Here is a 16,738-nt window from a genome sequence, read left to right as displayed (position 1 = left end):
ACGCAGCAAATGGTGCTGTCGACTTGCCACAATCTCCGTGTCAGACTTGCTGCGTGAGGACTCCATTCAAACGAGGAGGCCAAATCCCCCATGTCCATGCAAGAGCATCTTGTGGAGCTCAAGGCCCGTCATCGGGCGCTTGAGAACGAAATCGCTGACGCTATTGCGCATCCGTCGACCGACGATGCCAAAATTGTCGAATTGAAACGTCGCAAGCTTCAGGTGAAAGACGAAATCGCGCGGATGCAGGCCTCGTCCAGCATTCATTGATCGGGCGATTTCAGCTTCGGTTTATCGCGTGACCGCCGGCTCCCGAACGGAGACCGGCGGTCTTGTTTTTAACGGCGCCGCATCTGACATTGCATCCGCCTGGCAAAAAAAGGGGGCGGTCGTGAGTGCTTACGGGAGCGGAACCGCAGCGTTGCTGCGTCGTGGACTGGTCGGGCTGACGCTCGCCGCCGCTGTGACGATCGTGGCGGTGCCGATGTCGCAGGCGCAGGACTATCCGACACGTCCGATCACGCTGATCGTGCCGTTCCCGCCCGGCGGCGGCAACGACGCCATGGCGCGCATCATCGCCGACAAGCTGTCTGCCACGCTCGGCCAGCAGATCCTTGTCGACAATCGCGGCGGCGCCGGCGGTGTCATCGGCACGCGGGCGGTGGCCAAGGCCGCGCCCGACGGCTACACGCTGCTGCTGGGCCATACCGGCACGATGGGGATCAACCCGAGCCTTTACGCCAGTCCCGGCTATGACATCCGCAAGGATTTCGACGCCATCGGCCTGATCGCGGTGATGCCGATGGCGTTCATGACGCAGCCGTCGGCGCCCTACAAGACGATCGCGGACCTGATCGCGGCGGCGAAGGCGGCGCCGGGCAAGATCAATGTCGGCTCCTCGCCAAAGGGCACGGGTTCGCATCTATGCGCCGAATTGTTCATGGCCTCGGCAGGCGTGAACATGAACCTCATTCCCTACAAGGGCACGGCGCAAAGCATCACAGACCTGGTCGGCGGGCATGTCGCGGTGGCGTGCAACATCATCCCGCCGGCCTTCGGCAACCTGAAGGCGGGGACGTTGCGTCCGCTCGCGGTGACGTCGGCCAAGCGCTCCAGCCATTTTCCCGACGTGCCGACGGTGGCGGAATCCGGGCTGCCCGGCTTCGAGGCCGATCTCTATTACGGTCTGCTCGCGCCGGCCGGCACCCCGCGTCCGATCATCGAACGGCTGAACAAGGAATTGCGCGCGGCGCTGGCGCAGGACGACGTGCGCGCACGCATTGCCAACGATGCCGCCGAGCCATTGTCGAGTTCGCCGGAGGAACATAAAGCGCTGCTCGACCGCGACGAGACCAAGTGGTCGACGCTGATCAAGAAGCTTGGCCTGAAGATCGACTGACATGCGCGCTGCCGCCGCCCTTGCGATTGTTCTCTTGCTTGCCTGCGGTGGCGCGCGCGCATCGGATCAGGCGGCGCCGCAATCGACACCGTCTCAAACCGTCCCGGCGGACAAGTCCGCCGATGACGCAAAGCTCGATCTGCAGAAGCCGGAGGAGGAAAATCCAAAGGCGGCGGAGAGCTGGTGGCAGCGGGTGCTGCGCGCCGCGCCGAACTGCAAGTCATTCACCGATGGCTGTCGCACCTGCAGCCAAACGGTCTGCTCGAATATCGGGATCGCCTGTCAGCCGAAGGACTGGTCCTGTAACGACGACACTCTCAATCCAACGCCCGAGGCCGTGCCGGATGAAAAGCCAAAGCTCAAACAATAAGCGGCTGCGTGCCGTTCAATCCGTCACCGCGCTCGTGCTGTGCGGCCTCTGCGCCGCATCGCCCTCATATGCCCAGGACGTGCGCGGCCTCGAGGTCTGCACCGCCGAAAAGCAGATGGATCGCCGTACCTCCTGCCTGCAGGCCAATACCGAGTTTCTGCAGACCGCAATTGAGCGCGGCGCGCGCGACGCGCGGCAGAAGCTCGACGCGGCGGGGAAGGAGCTGGCATCGGCGCGAAACGAGATTGCGGCATTGAAAGCGGCATTGGCCGCGACCCAGGCGCGGCTCGACAAGCTCGAGAAAGCCGAGAAGCCGGCTCCGGCCAAGCCGAAATGAGCGCGCGCTAGAAGCGCAATTCGAACACGCATTCCGCGGCGCCGGCCGCTTCGCAGGCGGTCTCGACGGCCGTTGTGCGGGGATCGACCAGTTCGCGATACAGCCGTTCGAAGGTTGCGGCGTAGAAATCGCATACCGCTTCACTGGTGTTTGCGCCGCGGCTGATCGGGCCGCCGGCGATCACCAGCTGCAGCGGATGGCCAGGCCTCACGCTGAATGTGCCGGACCCCGCGAATGTCCAGGCATGGCGGCCGATCGCCCTCAGCAGCAGGTTGCTCGACAAGTGTGACGGCAGGCGCTTCAGCAGAATTTGCGCGAATTTCGGAATGCGGTGCGCCAACAGATAGTCGCCGGTGCGATGCCCGGCCTGCCAGCCGACATGGCGCGCGCGTGCGACGCCGAGGCGGTCACGCAACACCGCATGCAGCGCGGTGACCTCGTCCTCGTCGATCATCTCGTCCGGCATGGCGTCGAGATAGCGCGACAACCCGGCCGCCGCGAACAGGGACCGGGTCGCCGCCGCACCCATCTCCTCGGCGAGCACTTCGGCGACCCGGATCACCGCATTCGGTCCGATCCGGCCCGCCGCATCGCCGCGACCATGCTCGCCGGTCAGCGCCAGGGTGGCGTGCATGTGAGTCAATGCACCGCCGATTGCGGCTGGCGCGCCCCGCCGGACAACGCTTCGAGCTGCGCTTCGCTCAGTTGCTCGGCACCGCCGCCGCACGCCATTACGCTCGCTGCGCGATCCGCCGCCTTGTCCTTCATTTGCGCGCGCAACGCGGCCTTGCGCTCCTCGGCCTTGCGCGAGCGATCGGCGGCGGCTTCCCAGTCGGCCATCTGCGCGGTCGCGATGGTGCGGGACTCGTCGAAATGGAAATCGACATTCTTTTTCGATTGCGGTCCCCAATATCCGACCTTGCCGAGATCGTAGAAGGTGCGCTGGAAGCCGGCTTTCATGAAGGCCTTGAGGCAACCGAGCAGATAGCGCCGGCGATAGCCGGTACCGCGCCACGGATAATGGAACAGGGCCTTGTTCATGTAGAAGCGGCGATAATTGTGCATCACCCGGTCGAGCAGGGTGGCGCGGTCCATCGCCGCGGGCTTCATGATCGGCGTCACGAAATTGTACTTGTCGAAGTCGAACACCTCGACCTTGTCGCGCATCTCCTGGAATAGCGGCGAGAACGGCCACGGCGTATACATCGACCAGTTTGCGAGATCCGGATTCCAGTCGCGCGCGAAGCGATAGGTTTCCTCCAGGGTTTCGACGGTCTCATTGTCGAGACCGACGATGAACTGTGCTTCGGTGAAGATGTCGGCCTCGCGCAGCAACTGGATGGCGCGCTTGTTCTGCTCGACCTTGGTTTCCTTGTTGAAAAGGTCGAGCTTCATCTGCGCGGCGGCTTCGGTGCCGAGCGAGACATGCACCAGCCCGGCCTTGCGATAGAGCGGCAGATACTCGACATCGCGCATGATATCGGTGACGCGCGTGTTGATGCCCCATTGCACCTTGTCGGGCAGCCCGCGCGCGATCAGTTCCTCGCAGAAGGCGATGAATTTCTTGCGGTTGATGGTCGGCTCTTCGTCGGCAAGAATGAAGAAGCCGACATTGTATTTCTCGACCAGCAGTTCGATCTCGTCGACCACCTTTTTCGGGTCGCGGATGCGATAGTCGCGCCAGAACTTCCATTGCGAGCAGAACGAGCAGGTGAACGGGCAGCCGCGGGCCATGTTCGGGATCGCCACACGCTTGCCGAGCGGGATGTAAATGTACTTCTCCCATTCGAGCAGCGACCAGTCGGGCACAATGCCGTCGACATTCTTGATGGTCGGCGCCGCCGGCGTCGCGACGATCTCGGAGCCGGCGCGATAGGCCAGTCCCTTGATGCGGTCGCGGTCATGCGGCCAGCGGCCCCGGTCGATCGCCTGCACCAGTTCGAGCATCACCTCTTCGCCCTCGCCGCGAACGATGGCGTCGATCCACGGCGCCTCTGACAGGACCTGCTTGAACATGAAGGTGGCATGCACGCCACCGAGCACCGTGATCGCGTCCGGGCACACCTCCTTGGCAATCTGCAGCGTCCGTTCTGCCTTGTAGATCGAGGGCGTGATCGCCGTGCAGCCGACGATGTCGGGCTTCTCGCGTGCGATCTCGGCGCGCAAGTCTTCGTCCGTCAAATGATTGGTCATCGCGTCGATGAAGCGGATGTCGGTATAGCCCGCGGCCTTCAAGGGTCCGGCGACATAGGCGACCCAGGCTGGTGGCCAGTTGCCCGCGATCTCCGCGCCGCCCGAGTGATAGTTCGGATGGATCAAGAGGATGCGCATGGTCGGCCTCCTTGTGCGGACAATCTGATTGTCAATTTACGTTGACACCAAGATTGTCCGAAATCGGAGACGGCGATTTGATCTGGGTCAAGCGCCGGCCGGGCCCGCAGCCTTGCGATCCATCCGCGTAAAGATGACGCGCTATTTCCGCGCCAGCGCCGCGTCCGGTATGGCGACCGACCGCGCCATGGCCTGCCGATAGGCAGAGATGACGCCGTCCACCATCGCATCGACTGAGAAGGACGATGCCACCCGCAGCCGCAATTCGGCTGCAAGCGCGATGGCCGCGGCCGGATCATCCAGCGTCTGCACGATGGCATCTGCAAGCGCCCCGGCATCGCCGGCCGGGATCAGCGCGTCCGACAGCGAACCGAAGATTTCCGGAATGCCGCCGACATCGGTCGTGATCAGCGGCTTGCCGGCGGCCGCCGTTTCCAGAACCACATAGGGCAGCGACTCGGCGCGCGACGGGATCACCATGATGCGGCCGAGAGTCAGCGCCTCGCGGGCCGGCATGGCGGACCTGAAGCGGATGGCGTTCTCCAACGACAGGCGCGCCACCTGCGCTTTCAGCGCGGCCTCGTCCGGGCCGCTGCCGATCAGGGTCGCGGTCACCGGCCGGCCGGCGGCATGAAGCGCGGCGATCGCATCGATCAGGATGTCGATGCCCTTCACCGGTCGCAATTCGCCGATGAACACCAGATCGGTCGCATCCGGCGCAGGCGTGATCGGCTCGAATTCGGCTTTTGCCACGCCATTATGGATGACACGCACGATGCCGTTCGGCGTACCGATCTTCTCGCGGAAGATCTGGCCGCTATAGGCGCTCTCGAACAGGTACAGCGACTCGCGCAGCAGCAGCATGCGTTCGAGCGTCAGATACATGCGGCCGGACCAGTTGCTGTGACTGAGCAGCAGGCTGCCGCCATGCGGCGTATAGGCCCGCACCACACGGTGGCCGGGAATCGCCAGCCGCGCATAGGCGCCGCCCTTGGCGCCGTGACCATGGATCACGTCGGCGCCGCTGTCGCGAATGCGCTGGGTGACATGCAGGACGGCGGGAAGATCGAGCGGGCTGAGCGGCCGGCGCATCGGGATGCGGGTCAGGCCCAGCGCCAGATCCGGTGCGAGGTCCGCGAAAATCGCGTCGGACCGTGCATTGCCGGTCGAGGAATCCGCGACGATGCCGACGCGGTGGCCGCGCGCGGCCTGTCCGCGAACCAGATCGACGACATGGCGGAACAGCCCGCCGACGGGAGCGCGGAAGACGTGGAGGATATTGAGCGGCATGACAGGCTTCGTCGATCGTGGGTGGCTTTACCTCAACGCGCCCGAAGCCGGTTTCGATCAGGATGGAAGCCGCAATCCTGCGGATTTACGCCGTCTGCTTTGCGTAATGATTAACGGCCTCGTGAATGATGAATGAACAGTAAACGGCGCAGAACGCCGCACCCGCCGTCAGAGATGGAAGGAGGCGCGGACCGCGTGCGCAAACTGCCGGAGATGCGACGGGTCGGCCATGATCGCGCGCTCAGACCTCTTTCGCCAAGTCGCGTGCCAGGTCGCGCAGCCTGAATTTCTGGATCTTGCCGGTGCTCGTCTTCGGCAAGTCGCGGAACACGATATGGCGCGGCACCTTGTAGCCGGCGAGATGCTGCTTGCACCAGGCGATCAGGTCCTCGGTGCTGGCGCTTGATCCGGGCTTTAGCTCGATAAAGGCGCAGGGGGTCTCGCCCCATTTCTCGTCCGGCTTTGCGACCACCGCGGCGGCCTGTACCGCGGGATGCTTGTAAAGCGCATCCTCGACTTCGATGGACGAGATGTTCTCGCCGCCGGAGATGATGATGTCCTTGGAGCGGTCCTTGAGCTGGATATAGCCGTCCGGATGCATCACGCCGAGATCGCCGGTGTGAAACCAGCCGCCGGCAAAGGCCTTGGCGGAGGCGGCCGGGTTCTTGAGATAGCCCTTCATGATGACATTGCCGCGCATCATGACTTCGCCCATCGACGCACCGTCGCGCGCGACCGGCTGCATGGTCTCGGGGTCCATGACATCGAGCGCTTCCAGCGCGCCGTAGCGCACGCCCTGCCGCGCTTTGCGCGTCGCCTGTTCGGCCGGGGCGAGTGCATCCCAGCCGATATGCCAGTCGTTGACCACGGCGGGGCCGTAGCTTTCGGTCAGCCCGTAAAGATGCGTGACGTTGAAGCCCGCCTCCTTCATCCCGGCCAGCACCGCTTCCGGCGGCGGCGCGGCGGCGGTGAAGAATTCCACCACATGCGGAAGCGGCTTCTTTTCGTTGGCCGGTGCGTTGAGCAGCGTCGCCATCACGATCGGCGCGCCGCACAGATGGGTGACCTTGTGCGTGGCGATCGCATCATACATGGCCGCGGCGCGAACCTGACGCAGGCAGACATGCGTGCCGGCCACGACCGAGATCGACCACGGGAAGCACCAGCCGTTGCAGTGGAACATCGGCAGCGTCCACAGATAGACCGGATGCTTGCGCATGCCGCAGGTGACGACATTGCCGGTGGCGAGCAGGTAGGCGCCGCGATGGTGATAGACCACGCCCTTCGGGTCGCCGGTGGTGCCCGACGTATAGTTGAGCGAGATCGCGTCCCATTCGTCGTCCGGCATCTGCCACGCGAAATCCGGATCGCCTTCCTTCAGAAAGTCTTCGTATTCGATCGTGCCGATGCGCTCGCCGTCGCCTTTATATTCGGGATCGTCGTAGTCGATCACCAGCGGCTTGACCCTGGCGCTTTGCAGCGCGTCCTTCATCACGCGCGAGAATTCGCGGTCGACGATCAGCACTTTCGCTTCGGCATGATCGAGGGTGAAGGCATTCACCGCTGCGTCGAGGCGGGTGTTGATGGTGTTGAGCACGGCGCCGCACATCGGCACGCCGTAATGGCATTCCAGCATCGCCGGCGTGTTGGCGAGCACGACCGAGACGGTGTCGCCGCGCTTGATGCCGCGTTTGGCGAGCGCCGAAGCAAGGCGGCGGGCGCGGGTATAGAAGTCGCGGTAGTTGCGGCGCAGCGGCCCATGGATGATGGCTGTGTGATCGGGATGCGTGCTTGCCGCGCGCTCGAGGAATTGCAGCGGCGTCAGCGGCTGGTAATTCGCCGGATTGCGGTCGAGGTCGATGTCGTAGGGCGTTTTCGCCATTGTTCGTTTCCCCTTGGATTTTGGGAACGACGTTAGCGAACAAATTTGCGGTCGTCATCGCCGGGCTTGACCCGGCGATCCATCACTTTCACCAATGATGGATCACCGGATCACGGCGCTTGCGCCGGCCCGGTGATGACAGCACAATTACCGCAGATTCACCGGCTTTGGCGCCGCGATCCCCTTCGGCAGCGCGGCCCGGGCGCGATCGGGGTAATCGGAAATGATGCCGTCGATGCCGGTCTGGTACATCAGTTCGAGATCGGCCATCTCGTTGACCGTCCACGGGATCACCTTAAGCCCGAGATCGTGCGCTTCCTTGACAAACGTCGCCGTCACATTGCGGTAATAGGGCGACCAGACCTGGCAATCGGCGGCCTTGACCAGACGCGGCACCGAGCCATCGTGATCGTCGATATCGAGGCCGGCGGTCCAGGGCGACGGGCCGGGCAGGTTGCGGCGGATATTGTCCTCGCCGGGGCTCTGGATCGTCAGGCAGACGCGCTCGATCTCCGGCGCGAGGCGCTTCGCTGCCATCAGCGTGCGCCAGTCGAAGCTCTGGATGCTGGCGCGTTTGGTGAGGCCCGCATCCTGGATCGCCTTCACCAGCGCCGCCGCAAAGGTGTCGGGGTCGGGCGTGTCGGCGCCGGAGGTCGGCGTGAGCTTGGTCTCGATATTGAAGCGGATGTGATCGGCATCGTTCCGCTTCACCAGGTCGAACACCTCGGTCAGCCTCGGGATGCGCACGCCGTCGGCGCCCTTCTGTGTCGAGAAGCGCGCGGCATAAGCCGTGCCGGGCTGGATGCGTCCGACGTCATAGGCCTGCAACTCATCGAACGTGAGCGAACGGATCGCAGGGCCCGTGTCTTTGAGGAATTCGCCGTCCGGCCCGCGGGTGTGCTCGGGATTGAGCAGCGAATCGTGGCTGACGACCAGCACGCCATCCTTTGTCATGGCGGCATCGAGTTCGAGCGTGGTGACGCCGATCCGCAGCGCGGTCTCGAATCCGGGGATGGTGTTTTCGGGCGCGAGCCCGCGCGCACCGCGATGGCCCTGCAGGTCGAAGGCGGATGCGGAAAGGGTCATGAGGGCGAGTATAGCAGATGCGAGGATGGGCTTCATATGCGCAGCCTAGAAAGCCGCTGTGTCAGCACCGTGACTTTAAGATCAGCCGCGCATCAGCCCTGAGGCACCCTGCCACAGCAGCATCACCGACACGCAAAAAACCAGCGTATAGGCGATACGATAGAACAGCTCGACCGGCGTCACCCGGACCAGATAGATCCCGAGCGCATTGGCCGCGACCGCGACCGGCAGCAGCATCATCGAGGTGGCGAAGTTGATCGTGGAGAATTGCCCGAGCGCGAAATAGGGCCCGATCTTGAGCGCGTTGACGATCGCAAAGAAGATCACGTTGGTGCCGACCAGCGTCAGCTTGGGCAGCCGTTGCGGCAGGACATGGACCTGAAACGGCGGTCCGCCCGCTTGGGACAGGAACGAGGTGAAGCCGGAAACCGCGCCCCAGAACACGCCGCTCAGCGTGGTCTTGCGGTGTCCCTCGGCCGGGATGCTTCTCAGCACCGAATAGATGACGAAGGAGATGCCGATCACGCCGATGCTGATCCGCAGCGCATCGTCGTTGACATAGGCCGCGAACATCCATCCCAACCCCATGCCGGCCAGCGCGCCGGGCAACATCACCTTCAGGTTCCACGGATCGTAGTCGCGCCGGTACCACCAGACCGAAATCACGTCCTGCACGATCAGCACCGGCAGGATCAGGGCTGCTGCTTCCAGCGGCGGCAGATAGAGCGCGGTCAACGGCGTTGCGATCACCCCGACGCCGGCAAATCCGCCCTTCGACAGGCCGAGCGCGATCAACGCCGGCACCGCGACCATGTAGAAGAGGGGGTCAGTGATGATGGTCATTCGTTACGCGATAAAGGCGGTCACGCCGTTGCGGATCAGTTCGAGCGAGATCACGAAGGTGATCACATACACGATCTTGTAGAACGTTTCCTGCGGGGTGATGCGGACCAGCCAGATCCCGATGAAGTTGGTGGCGATCGCCAGTGGAAACAGCACCGCCGAGATGACGAGATTGTCGGTGGTGAACTGGCCGAGCGCGAAGATCGGAATCAGCTTGGCGAGATTGGTGATGGCGAAATAGATCGTCATGGTCCCGGCAAAGACCAGCTTCGGCAGATGCTGCGGCAGCATGTGCACCTGCACCGGCGGAGCGCCGGCATTGGCGAGCGTGGAGGTGAAGCCGGAAACCGCACTCCAGAACAGCCCGCTGACGACACTGGGCCGGATGCCGATATCGCCGCTGCTCGGGCCGAACCAGCGCCACAGGACGAAAGTCGCCCCGATGACGCCGACCGCAAGCCGCACCGCGGCATCCGGGACGTAAGCCGCGAGCAGGCCGGCGATCGCGACCCCGACAAGACCGCCGGGCAGCAGCACTTTCAGGTTCCAGGCGTCCCAATTGCGCCGGTAGGCCCAGACCGAGATCGCATCCTGGAGAAGCAGGATCGGCAACATCATGGCGACCGCCTGCAGCGGCGGCACGATCAGCGCCAGCATGGGCGTCGCCACCATGCCGATGCCGACGAAACCGCCCTTGGCAAGGCCAAGCAGCGTGACGGCGGTCGCGGCAACGATCCAGAACAGCGGGTCGGTGGGAAGGGTCAAGGAGGGGTCTCGATTTGCGGCGGATCAAACTCCCTCAGGCGCGTCGCCGCTAATGCTATTTGCGAATGGCGCGCCTGCGTTGGGCTTGTTTTCGGGGATGCGCGCGGCAGCGCTTGCAATGAAGCCGGGCTCACCCACAATGCGGGCAAACGCGACAATTCACGTCATCCCGAGATGTGAGCAAGCGCGAGCGATTGAACCTCGACGGATGCCAGGCGCAGCCTTCGAGACCGCGCTTCGCGGCTGCCCGGGGTGACGGAAAAAGGGGAGGATAGAATGATGGACGCCAAGACGCCGCACGCAGCGACCGGGAGCCGCTACCACGAGGTCTATGCACAATGGCAGCGCGACCCGGAAGGCTTCTGGGCGGAGGCGGCAAAAGAGATCGACTGGTTCGAGCCGGCGAAAAAGGTGTTCGATCCGGCGATGGGCGTCTATGGCCGCTGGTTCGCCGGGGGCGTCATGAACACCTGCTACAACGCGCTCGACCGGCATGTGGTGCGCGGCCGCGGCGGACAGGCGGCTCTGATCTACGATTCCCCGGTCACCGATACTGTCGCGTCCTATTCCTATGAAGAGATGCTGTTCGAGGTGGCGACGCTCGCCGCCATCCTGCAGGATTTCGGCGTCGGCAAGGGCGACCGCGTCATCATCTATATGCCGCTGGTGCCGGAGGCTGTGTTTGCGATGCTGGCCTGTGCCCGTATCGGTGCGGTGCATTCGGTGGTGTTCGGCGGATTTGCCGCCAAGGAACTGGCCAAGCGCATCGACGACGCCAAGCCGAAGCTGATCCTGTCTGCCAGCTGCGGCATCGAGCCGGGCCGGATCGTCAAATACAAGCCGCTGCTCGACGAAGCGATCGCGATGGCGGAGGCGAAGCCCTCCGCCTGCATCGTGCTGCAGCGTCCGCAGGAGCTGGCGGCGCTGGTTGAAGGGCGCGACCATTGCTGGGCAGGTTTGCGCGATGCGGCAATCGCGGCGAACAAGAGCGCCGCTTGCGTGCCGGTGCTGGCGACCGATCCGCTCTATATTCTCTACACATCAGGCACCACCGGCATCCCTAAAGGCGTCGTGCGCGACAATGGCGGACATGCGGTCGCGCTGAAATGGTCGATGAAGAATCTCTATGGCGTCGATCCCGGTGAAGTGTGGTGGTGCGGCTCCGATATCGGCTGGGTGGTCGGGCATTCCTACATCGTCTATGGGCCGCTGCTGCATGGCGCGACCTCGATCATGTATGAGGGCAAGCCGGTCGGCACGCCGGATGCCGGCGCCTATTGGCGGGTGATCGCGCAGCACAAGGCGGTCGCCTTCTTCACCGCGCCGACCGCGTTCCGCGCCATCAAGAAGGAAGATCCCGAGGCGACGCTGCTGCCGAAATACGACCTGTCGCATTTCCGCGCGCTGTTCCTTGCAGGCGAGCGCGCCGATCCGCCGACGGTCGAATGGGCGGAGAAGAAATTGCGCAAGCCGGTGATCGATCACTGGTGGCAGACCGAAACCGGCTGGTGCATCGCCGGCAATCCGGTTGGCCTCGGCACGCTGCCGGTGAAGCATGGCTCGGCCACCGTGCCGATGCCGGGCTGGGACATCCGCGTGGTCGATGAGAGCTGCAAGGAAGTGCCGAACGGAACCATCGGCTCCATCGTCGCCAGGCTGCCGATGCCGCCCGGCGCGTTTCCGACGCTGTGGCAGCAGGACGAGCGCTTCCGCGAGGCCTATCTCGACGAGTTTCCGGGCTATTACAAAACCGCCGATGCCGGCTTCAAGGACGAGGACGGCTACGTCCATGTGATGGGCCGCACCGACGACATCATCAATGTCGCGGGGCATCGGCTGTCCACCGGCGGCATGGAGGAGGTGCTGGCGGCGCATCCGGACGTCGCCGAATGCGCGGTGATCGGCATCGCGGATCAACTCAAAGGCGAGGTGCCCTGCGGTTTTGTGGTGATGAAGGCCGGCGTCACGCGCGATGCGGCGGCGATCGAGAAGGAGATCGTGGCGCTGGTGCGCGAGCGCATCGGTCCGGTCGCGGCGTTCAAGCTTGCGATCACCGTGCCGCGGCTGCCGAAGACGCGCTCGGGAAAAATTCTCCGCGGCACCATGAAGAAGATTGCCGACGGTGAAGACTGGGCGATGCCGGCGACGATCGAGGACCCGAAGGTGCTGGACGAAATCGGCGCGGCGGTGAAGGGGAGGAGTGGGTAGCGCAGCGCCACCTGCGGCAGTTCGCCCGCTTAACGAGACATTAAGCCGGTTCATGGCCCCGTTGCGCGCCTGTCTTTTCTCCCGCGCTACGGACCGCTTCAATGACCGACCGTTTTGCGACGGATGCCGCGCCGTCTCCCGCCGGCGATATCCGGCTGGCCGAATTGCTGGGCGCGCTCAGCCACGCACTCGACCTGACCGAGGGCCAGCCGGCCGGACATTGCGTGCGCTGCTGCTTCATCGGCACGCAGATCGGTCATGAGATCGGGATCGACGACTCCAAGCTGTGGGAATTGTACTATACGCTGCTGCTCAAGGATCTCGGCTGCAGCAGCAATGCCGCGCGGATCTGCCAGCTCTATCTGGCGGACGACATTCAGTTCAAACATGACTTCAAGCAGATCGATGGCAGCCTGCCGCAGGCGCTTCGCTTCGTGCTGTCTCACACCGGGCTGCAGGCCGGCCTGACCGAGCGCTTCCGGGCGCTGATCAACGTGTTCCAGAATGGCGGCACGATAGCGCGCGAACTGATCGAAACACGGTGTCACCGCGGCGCCGATATTGCGCGCAAGATGCGGTTCAGCGAAGCGGTCGCGCAAGGCATCCAGAATCTCGACGAGCACTGGAATGGCGGTGGGTTGCCGGATCGGGTCCGCGGCGAGGAAATCCCGCTCTACGCGCGCATCGCGCTGATGGCGCAGGTGATCGACGTGCTGCACACCAGTTCGGGCCGCGACGCCGCAATCCGCGAAGTGGAGAACCGCTCCGGAACCTGGTTCGATCCGCAGCTGGTGGAGGCCTTCAGCCGGGTGGCCGCGCGTACGGATTTCTGGGACCAACTTGCAGCGCCGGACATCCAGCGCAGGATTTTCGATCTTGAGCCGGCACGGGACAAGACCGCCGTGGATGAAGACTATCTGGACGACATCGCCGCGGCTTTTGCGCAGGTGATCGATTCCAAAAGCCCGTTCACCAGCGGACACAGCGAGCGTGTCACCTTGTTCACCGACATGGTGGCGGAAGAACTCGGATTGCCGCTCGACAAGCGTCGCTGGCTGAAGCGGGCGGCGCTGCTGCACGACATCGGCAAGCTTGGCGTCAGCAATGCGATTCTCGACAAGCCGGGAAAGCTCGACGATGCGGAATGGACGGCAATGAAGATGCATGCCGCGCATTCGGAAACGATCCTGTCGCGCATTGCGGCGTTCCGCGATCTTGCCGCGGTGGCCGGCGCCCATCACGAGCGGCTCGACGGCAAGGGCTATCCGCGCGGGTTGCAGGGCGACGCAATCACGCTGGATACGCGCATCATCACTACGGCCGACATTTTCGATGCCTTGACCGCCGATCGTCCCTATCGCGCGGCGATGCCGGTGTCGAAGGCGCTCGCGATCATGTCGGAGATGGAAGGAACCGCGATCGATCCCGATTGTCTGCAGGCACTGCATCGCGCATTGCGCCGGGTCGACCAGACGCTGGCGGCCTGATCCGCTGGGCCAGCCGCGCTGGCCCGCCGCGACCGGCGACATACATTCAATAGTCTGAAAATGTGTCGTCCGGTTGCAAAATGTGATCGTTCGGCGTTTTCAGAATATTCCATGGCTTTTTTGGCTGCGTTAATACGCCGCAATGACGAAGAACACACTTTGGACTCCGGAAGAAGACGCAGCCCTCGCGAAGGCGGTGGAGGACAACGTTAGTCCACTCCGTCTCGCGGCGAGGCTGCAGCGTTCGCTCAACAGTGTGAAACGGCGTATCCGGGAACTCGGCTTGACCGCAAACAGCCGCGAGCCGTCCCAGGTCCGTATCGATCCACTGATCCAGGTCAGGCGCTGGATGACGATTGCCAAAGCTGGAGACCTGATCGGTCTTGTCGGGATGTATCGCGAGGACGCGGCGCTGGAATGCGGCTGCACCAGACAGGCGGCTTACGTGGGTTCGGGGGCGATTTGGGAATACTGGGAGTCAAAGCTGCGGTCGGCGCGGCCGCTGGCCTTCTCACTGATCAAGGCGAGCAAAAAGGACACGCGTGTCGTGGTCGAGTATCTCGGTTACGAGGCCAAGCCGATCACCATGATCCTGACCTTCGACGAGATGGGAAGAATTGCGCGCTCGGAATGCGCACCGGCCGATCGCTCGCAGTCGGCGGCCTGACGAGCGCTCGCTCTAAGCAAAAACGTAGAAGGCGATCGCGGACAAGAGGGCGGTCGCGAGCAGTATAGTCAAAGCGTCGTGCGCATCGTCGACGCTTTCCTCCCGGAAACGCGCGGGGCTCATCGCCTGATATCCTGCGATGCCAACGTCAAGGCGTAGCCGTCCGCGTAGTCCATGGTGTCGGACACCGCCAATCCGATCGCGCAAAAGGCCATCGCGCAGAAGACTGCGCCGGCGCAAACAAAGTATTTCATACCTAAAGCTCCTTGTTGGCCGCCCAACGTGAAGACGCGTGCAACGTTCCCGCATTCATCAGCGAAAAAATGCGGAACGTCGTCGCGCGTTTGATGTTGAGGCGGCGCTTCCAACGAAGCGCCGAACGAAGGAGGAAACCCAATGCGTATTGTTCTCGCCGCCGCGCTTGCCGCCGCGTTCTCGACATCCGCTCTGGCGCAGACCGAGTATTACGTCGTGCAGGACGTCAAGACGAAGCGGTGCACCATCGTCGACAAGAAGCCGACCACGACCACGGAAGTGACCGTTCTCGGCAACACCGTCTACAAGACGCGGACCGAGGCCGAAGCCGGCATGAAATCGGTCAAGGTCTGTACCTCGAACTAAGCGATCACCTTCCAGAGGTGCGGAAAGGGGAGCTCTTGTAGCTCCCCTTTTGCTTTCCGGTCGCGACGACGCGGTGAGCCGGCTGGGTTCCGGGCTGAACGCAAATTCAGGGAACGTTGACCGGCGCGGCGTGTTCGGTGTCGCGAGCGCATGGAGCGCCACCATCAACTTTCGGAGCCAGTATGAAACACGCAACACGAACAAGCGCACTGAAGTCGTTGCTGCTTGGCAGCGCAGCCTTTGCAGTCATTGGGTTGTCGCCGGCGATGTCACAGGATCGCGCGCCGATGCCGGGCGGGCAGAGCCCCGCCGCAACGCAATCGAAGGATGCTGAACCCGCCGCACGCGAGCGGGGCAAGCCGGCGGCCGGCGAGGAGAAGAGCCAGCGCGGCGCCAAGGGTGAGGGCGCGTCGCCTTCCGCAGCACAGCCGGGAGACAAAAACCCCCGCGCAACGCAGAATCGCGACGACGACCGCAAGCCCGCGAAGGGCGGCCAGGCTCAGGATCGCGATGCGCCGGCCTCGAAGGGCAATGAAGCCAGGGATCGTGACGGCAAGCGCGACCGGAACGAGGCCAGCGAGCGCGATAGCAAGCGGGATCGCGATCAGGCACAGGAGCGTGACGGCAAGCGGGATCGCGATCAGGCGCGCGAACGCGACAGCAAGCGCGACCGGAACGAGGCCAATGAGCGAGACGGCAAGCGCGACCGCGATCAGGCCCGCGACCGTGACGGCAAGCGCGATCGCGATCAGGCTCGCGATACCGACCGTCGGGATCGCGATGGTGGCCGCGCAGCCGAGCGGCAGGTGACCGAGCAGCAGCGCACCCGGATCTCAACCTCGATCCGGCAGGCAAATGTTCAGCCCGTGCGCAACGTGAACTTCTCCGTCTCGGTTGGTGCGGTTGTCCCGGCCAGCGTGCGGTTCTATCCGGTGACCCCGGCCATCGTTGAGGTGTATCCGGAGTATCGCGGTTACGAGTTCGTCCTCGTCGAAGAGGAAATCGTGATCGTCGAGCCGCGGACGCGCAAGATCGTCACGGTGATCGAGTCGGGCGGCTCCGGACGCGCCGCTTCGCGCCCGCGCGGCAAGCTCTCGCTGACCGAGAAGCAGCGTGAGGTTGTGCGGCGCGCCGCCATCCAGCGGCACACCACCGGTAGCGCCCGCACCACGACGATCGAACGGGAATACGTGATCGGCGACGACATTCCCGAGACGATCGAATTCGAGATGTTCCCCGATACGATCTACACGGAAGTGCCCGAGATCAGGAGCTATCGTTACGTGGTGCGCGATAACGACGTCTACGTGATCGACCCGTCCGAACGGCGGGTGATCGAGGTGATCCGGTAGCGTCGCAAGACCCTTCAGCGTCGGACGATAAAGAAACGGCCGGGCTTTCGCCCGGCCGTTTTGCTTCCACGACGCGCCGTCGCGAAGCCCCCCATTTAAA

Annotated in this window: 18 protein-coding genes; 10 read left to right on the top strand and 8 right to left on the bottom strand. The window is 63.8% G+C overall.

Translation table 11 applies throughout. The annotated features are described in order from the left end of the window. Window positions 1-90 precede the first annotated feature (90 nt). The 4 genes from AC5I5I_RS09375 (at window position 91) to AC5I5I_RS09360 (ending at window position 2,106) form a co-directional block, all read left to right on the top strand. The gene (locus tag AC5I5I_RS09375) at window positions 91-270 is read left to right on the top strand and encodes a YdcH family protein (protein WP_495972188.1); all 180 of its coding nucleotides are present in this window, start codon (window positions 91-93) and stop codon (window positions 268-270) included. Window positions 271-391: 121 nt separating this feature from the next. Beyond that, window positions 392-1,399, top strand: a complete 1,008-nt coding sequence (locus AC5I5I_RS09370; RefSeq protein WP_495972186.1) for a Bug family tripartite tricarboxylate transporter substrate binding protein — start codon at window positions 392-394, stop codon at window positions 1,397-1,399. Between the two features lies 1 nt (window position 1,400). Then, complete coding sequence (locus AC5I5I_RS09365) at window positions 1,401-1,769, top strand: hypothetical protein (RefSeq protein ID WP_495972184.1); 369 nt, start codon at window positions 1,401-1,403, stop codon at window positions 1,767-1,769. Continuing rightward, window positions 1,744-2,106, top strand: a complete 363-nt coding sequence (locus AC5I5I_RS09360; protein ID WP_495972182.1) for a hypothetical protein — start codon at window positions 1,744-1,746, stop codon at window positions 2,104-2,106. Before AC5I5I_RS09365 ends, AC5I5I_RS09360 begins: the two co-directional genes overlap by 26 nt. 7 nt (window positions 2,107-2,113) lie before the next feature. On the opposite strand, the gene bchJ is transcribed toward AC5I5I_RS09360, so the two are convergent. The 3 genes from bchJ to AC5I5I_RS09345 form a co-directional block, all read right to left on the bottom strand. After that, on the bottom strand, window positions 2,114-2,740 hold the full coding sequence (bchJ, locus tag AC5I5I_RS09355) for a bacteriochlorophyll 4-vinyl reductase (protein ID WP_495972180.1): 627 nt from the start codon (window positions 2,738-2,740) through the stop codon (window positions 2,114-2,116). 5 nt (window positions 2,741-2,745) lie between these two features. Then, window positions 2,746-4,437: a magnesium-protoporphyrin IX monomethyl ester anaerobic oxidative cyclase gene (bchE, locus tag AC5I5I_RS09350; RefSeq protein ID WP_495972178.1), complete on the bottom strand. Its 1,692-nt coding sequence runs from the start codon at window positions 4,435-4,437 to the stop codon at window positions 2,746-2,748. 141 nt (window positions 4,438-4,578) lie between these two features. Further along, on the bottom strand, window positions 4,579-5,727 hold the full coding sequence (locus tag AC5I5I_RS09345; RefSeq protein ID WP_495972176.1) for a glycosyltransferase family 4 protein: 1,149 nt from the start codon (window positions 5,725-5,727) through the stop codon (window positions 4,579-4,581). Between AC5I5I_RS09345 and AC5I5I_RS09340 the strand changes: the two genes are divergently transcribed. Then, window positions 5,726-5,863, top strand: a complete 138-nt coding sequence (locus AC5I5I_RS09340) for a hypothetical protein (RefSeq protein ID WP_495972175.1) — start codon at window positions 5,726-5,728, stop codon at window positions 5,861-5,863. The two genes, AC5I5I_RS09345 and AC5I5I_RS09340, sit on opposite strands and share 2 nt — an antisense overlap. A gap of 105 nt (window positions 5,864-5,968) precedes the next feature. Here the strand turns inward: AC5I5I_RS09340 and AC5I5I_RS09335 are convergent, their stop codons facing one another. The 4 genes from AC5I5I_RS09335 to AC5I5I_RS09320 all read right to left on the bottom strand — a co-directional run bounded on the left by AC5I5I_RS09335 (window position 5,969) and on the right by AC5I5I_RS09320 (window position 10,303). After that, window positions 5,969-7,609 (bottom strand): acyl-CoA synthetase, encoded by a 1,641-nt coding sequence (locus AC5I5I_RS09335; protein WP_495972174.1) that lies wholly within the window; start codon window positions 7,607-7,609, stop codon window positions 5,969-5,971. A gap of 147 nt (window positions 7,610-7,756) precedes the next feature. Next, window positions 7,757-8,695, bottom strand: coding sequence for a glycerophosphodiester phosphodiesterase (locus AC5I5I_RS09330; RefSeq protein ID WP_495972172.1), 939 nt, complete (start codon window positions 8,693-8,695; stop codon window positions 7,757-7,759). 81 nt (window positions 8,696-8,776) lie between these two features. Next, a complete protein-coding gene (locus tag AC5I5I_RS09325; protein WP_495972170.1) occupies window positions 8,777-9,538 on the bottom strand; it encodes a sulfite exporter TauE/SafE family protein in 762 nt (253 codons plus the stop codon). A 3-nt stretch (window positions 9,539-9,541) separates the two neighbouring features. After that, a complete protein-coding gene (locus AC5I5I_RS09320; protein ID WP_495972168.1) occupies window positions 9,542-10,303 on the bottom strand; it encodes a sulfite exporter TauE/SafE family protein in 762 nt (253 codons plus the stop codon). Between the two features lie 279 nt (window positions 10,304-10,582). On the opposite strand from AC5I5I_RS09320, the gene AC5I5I_RS09315 reads away from it, so the two are divergent. The 3 genes from AC5I5I_RS09315 to AC5I5I_RS09305 all read left to right on the top strand — a co-directional run bounded on the left by AC5I5I_RS09315 (window position 10,583) and on the right by AC5I5I_RS09305 (window position 14,665). Next, window positions 10,583-12,511 (top strand): propionyl-CoA synthetase, encoded by a 1,929-nt coding sequence (locus AC5I5I_RS09315; protein ID WP_495972585.1) that lies wholly within the window; start codon window positions 10,583-10,585, stop codon window positions 12,509-12,511. Window positions 12,512-12,612: 101 nt separating this feature from the next. Then, the gene (locus AC5I5I_RS09310) at window positions 12,613-13,998 is read left to right on the top strand and encodes an HD-GYP domain-containing protein (protein WP_495972166.1); all 1,386 of its coding nucleotides are present in this window, start codon (window positions 12,613-12,615) and stop codon (window positions 13,996-13,998) included. A gap of 142 nt (window positions 13,999-14,140) precedes the next feature. Continuing rightward, window positions 14,141-14,665, top strand: coding sequence for a hypothetical protein (locus AC5I5I_RS09305; protein ID WP_495972164.1), 525 nt, complete (start codon window positions 14,141-14,143; stop codon window positions 14,663-14,665). A gap of 119 nt (window positions 14,666-14,784) precedes the next feature. Here AC5I5I_RS09305 and AC5I5I_RS09300 read toward each other — a convergent pair whose 3' ends face one another. Next, the gene (locus AC5I5I_RS09300; protein ID WP_495972162.1) at window positions 14,785-14,919 is read right to left on the bottom strand and encodes a hypothetical protein; all 135 of its coding nucleotides are present in this window, start codon (window positions 14,917-14,919) and stop codon (window positions 14,785-14,787) included. A gap of 142 nt (window positions 14,920-15,061) precedes the next feature. Here AC5I5I_RS09300 and AC5I5I_RS09295 point away from each other — a divergent pair, with 142 nt between their 5' ends. After that, complete coding sequence (locus AC5I5I_RS09295; protein WP_495972160.1) at window positions 15,062-15,286, top strand: hypothetical protein; 225 nt, start codon at window positions 15,062-15,064, stop codon at window positions 15,284-15,286. 182 nt (window positions 15,287-15,468) lie between these two features. Continuing rightward, window positions 15,469-16,638: a DUF1236 domain-containing protein gene (locus tag AC5I5I_RS09290; RefSeq protein ID WP_495972158.1), complete on the top strand. Its 1,170-nt coding sequence runs from the start codon at window positions 15,469-15,471 to the stop codon at window positions 16,636-16,638. Window positions 16,639-16,738: the final 100 nt, after the last annotated feature.

The organism is Pseudorhodoplanes sp. (assembly GCF_059499825.1).
Note: the sequence above shows the minus strand (reverse complement) of the source record. Positions and strands in the feature narration are given on the sequence as shown.

What these genes read in the sequence shown, in the direction of transcription:
- AC5I5I_RS09375 (WP_495972188.1), top strand. Translation starts at nt 91, where the DNA reads ATGTCCATGCAAGAGCATCTTGTGGAGCTCAAGGCCCGTCATCGGGCG.
- AC5I5I_RS09330 (WP_495972172.1), bottom strand. Translation starts at nt 8,695, where the DNA reads ATGACCCTTTCCGCATCCGCCTTCGACCTGCAGGGCCATCGCGGTGCG.
- AC5I5I_RS09315 (WP_495972585.1), top strand. Translation starts at nt 10,583, where the DNA reads ATGGACGCCAAGACGCCGCACGCAGCGACCGGGAGCCGCTACCACGAG.
- AC5I5I_RS09290 (WP_495972158.1), top strand. Translation starts at nt 15,469, where the DNA reads ATGAAACACGCAACACGAACAAGCGCACTGAAGTCGTTGCTGCTTGGC.
- bchJ (WP_495972180.1), bottom strand. Translation starts at nt 2,740, where the DNA reads ATGCACGCCACCCTGGCGCTGACCGGCGAGCATGGTCGCGGCGATGCG.
- AC5I5I_RS09360 (WP_495972182.1), top strand. Translation starts at nt 1,744, where the DNA reads ATGAAAAGCCAAAGCTCAAACAATAAGCGGCTGCGTGCCGTTCAATCC.
- AC5I5I_RS09340 (WP_495972175.1), top strand. Translation starts at nt 5,726, where the DNA reads ATGACAGGCTTCGTCGATCGTGGGTGGCTTTACCTCAACGCGCCCGAA.
- AC5I5I_RS09300 (WP_495972162.1), bottom strand. Translation starts at nt 14,919, where the DNA reads ATGAAATACTTTGTTTGCGCCGGCGCAGTCTTCTGCGCGATGGCCTTT.
- AC5I5I_RS09365 (WP_495972184.1), top strand. Translation starts at nt 1,401, where the DNA reads ATGCGCGCTGCCGCCGCCCTTGCGATTGTTCTCTTGCTTGCCTGCGGT.
- AC5I5I_RS09310 (WP_495972166.1), top strand. Translation starts at nt 12,613, where the DNA reads ATGACCGACCGTTTTGCGACGGATGCCGCGCCGTCTCCCGCCGGCGAT.
- bchE (WP_495972178.1), bottom strand. Translation starts at nt 4,437, where the DNA reads ATGCGCATCCTCTTGATCCATCCGAACTATCACTCGGGCGGCGCGGAG.
- AC5I5I_RS09335 (WP_495972174.1), bottom strand. Translation starts at nt 7,609, where the DNA reads ATGGCGAAAACGCCCTACGACATCGACCTCGACCGCAATCCGGCGAAT.
- AC5I5I_RS09345 (WP_495972176.1), bottom strand. Translation starts at nt 5,727, where the DNA reads ATGCCGCTCAATATCCTCCACGTCTTCCGCGCTCCCGTCGGCGGGCTG.
- AC5I5I_RS09295 (WP_495972160.1), top strand. Translation starts at nt 15,062, where the DNA reads ATGCGTATTGTTCTCGCCGCCGCGCTTGCCGCCGCGTTCTCGACATCC.
- AC5I5I_RS09305 (WP_495972164.1), top strand. Translation starts at nt 14,141, where the DNA reads ATGACGAAGAACACACTTTGGACTCCGGAAGAAGACGCAGCCCTCGCG.
- AC5I5I_RS09325 (WP_495972170.1), bottom strand. Translation starts at nt 9,538, where the DNA reads ATGACCATCATCACTGACCCCCTCTTCTACATGGTCGCGGTGCCGGCG.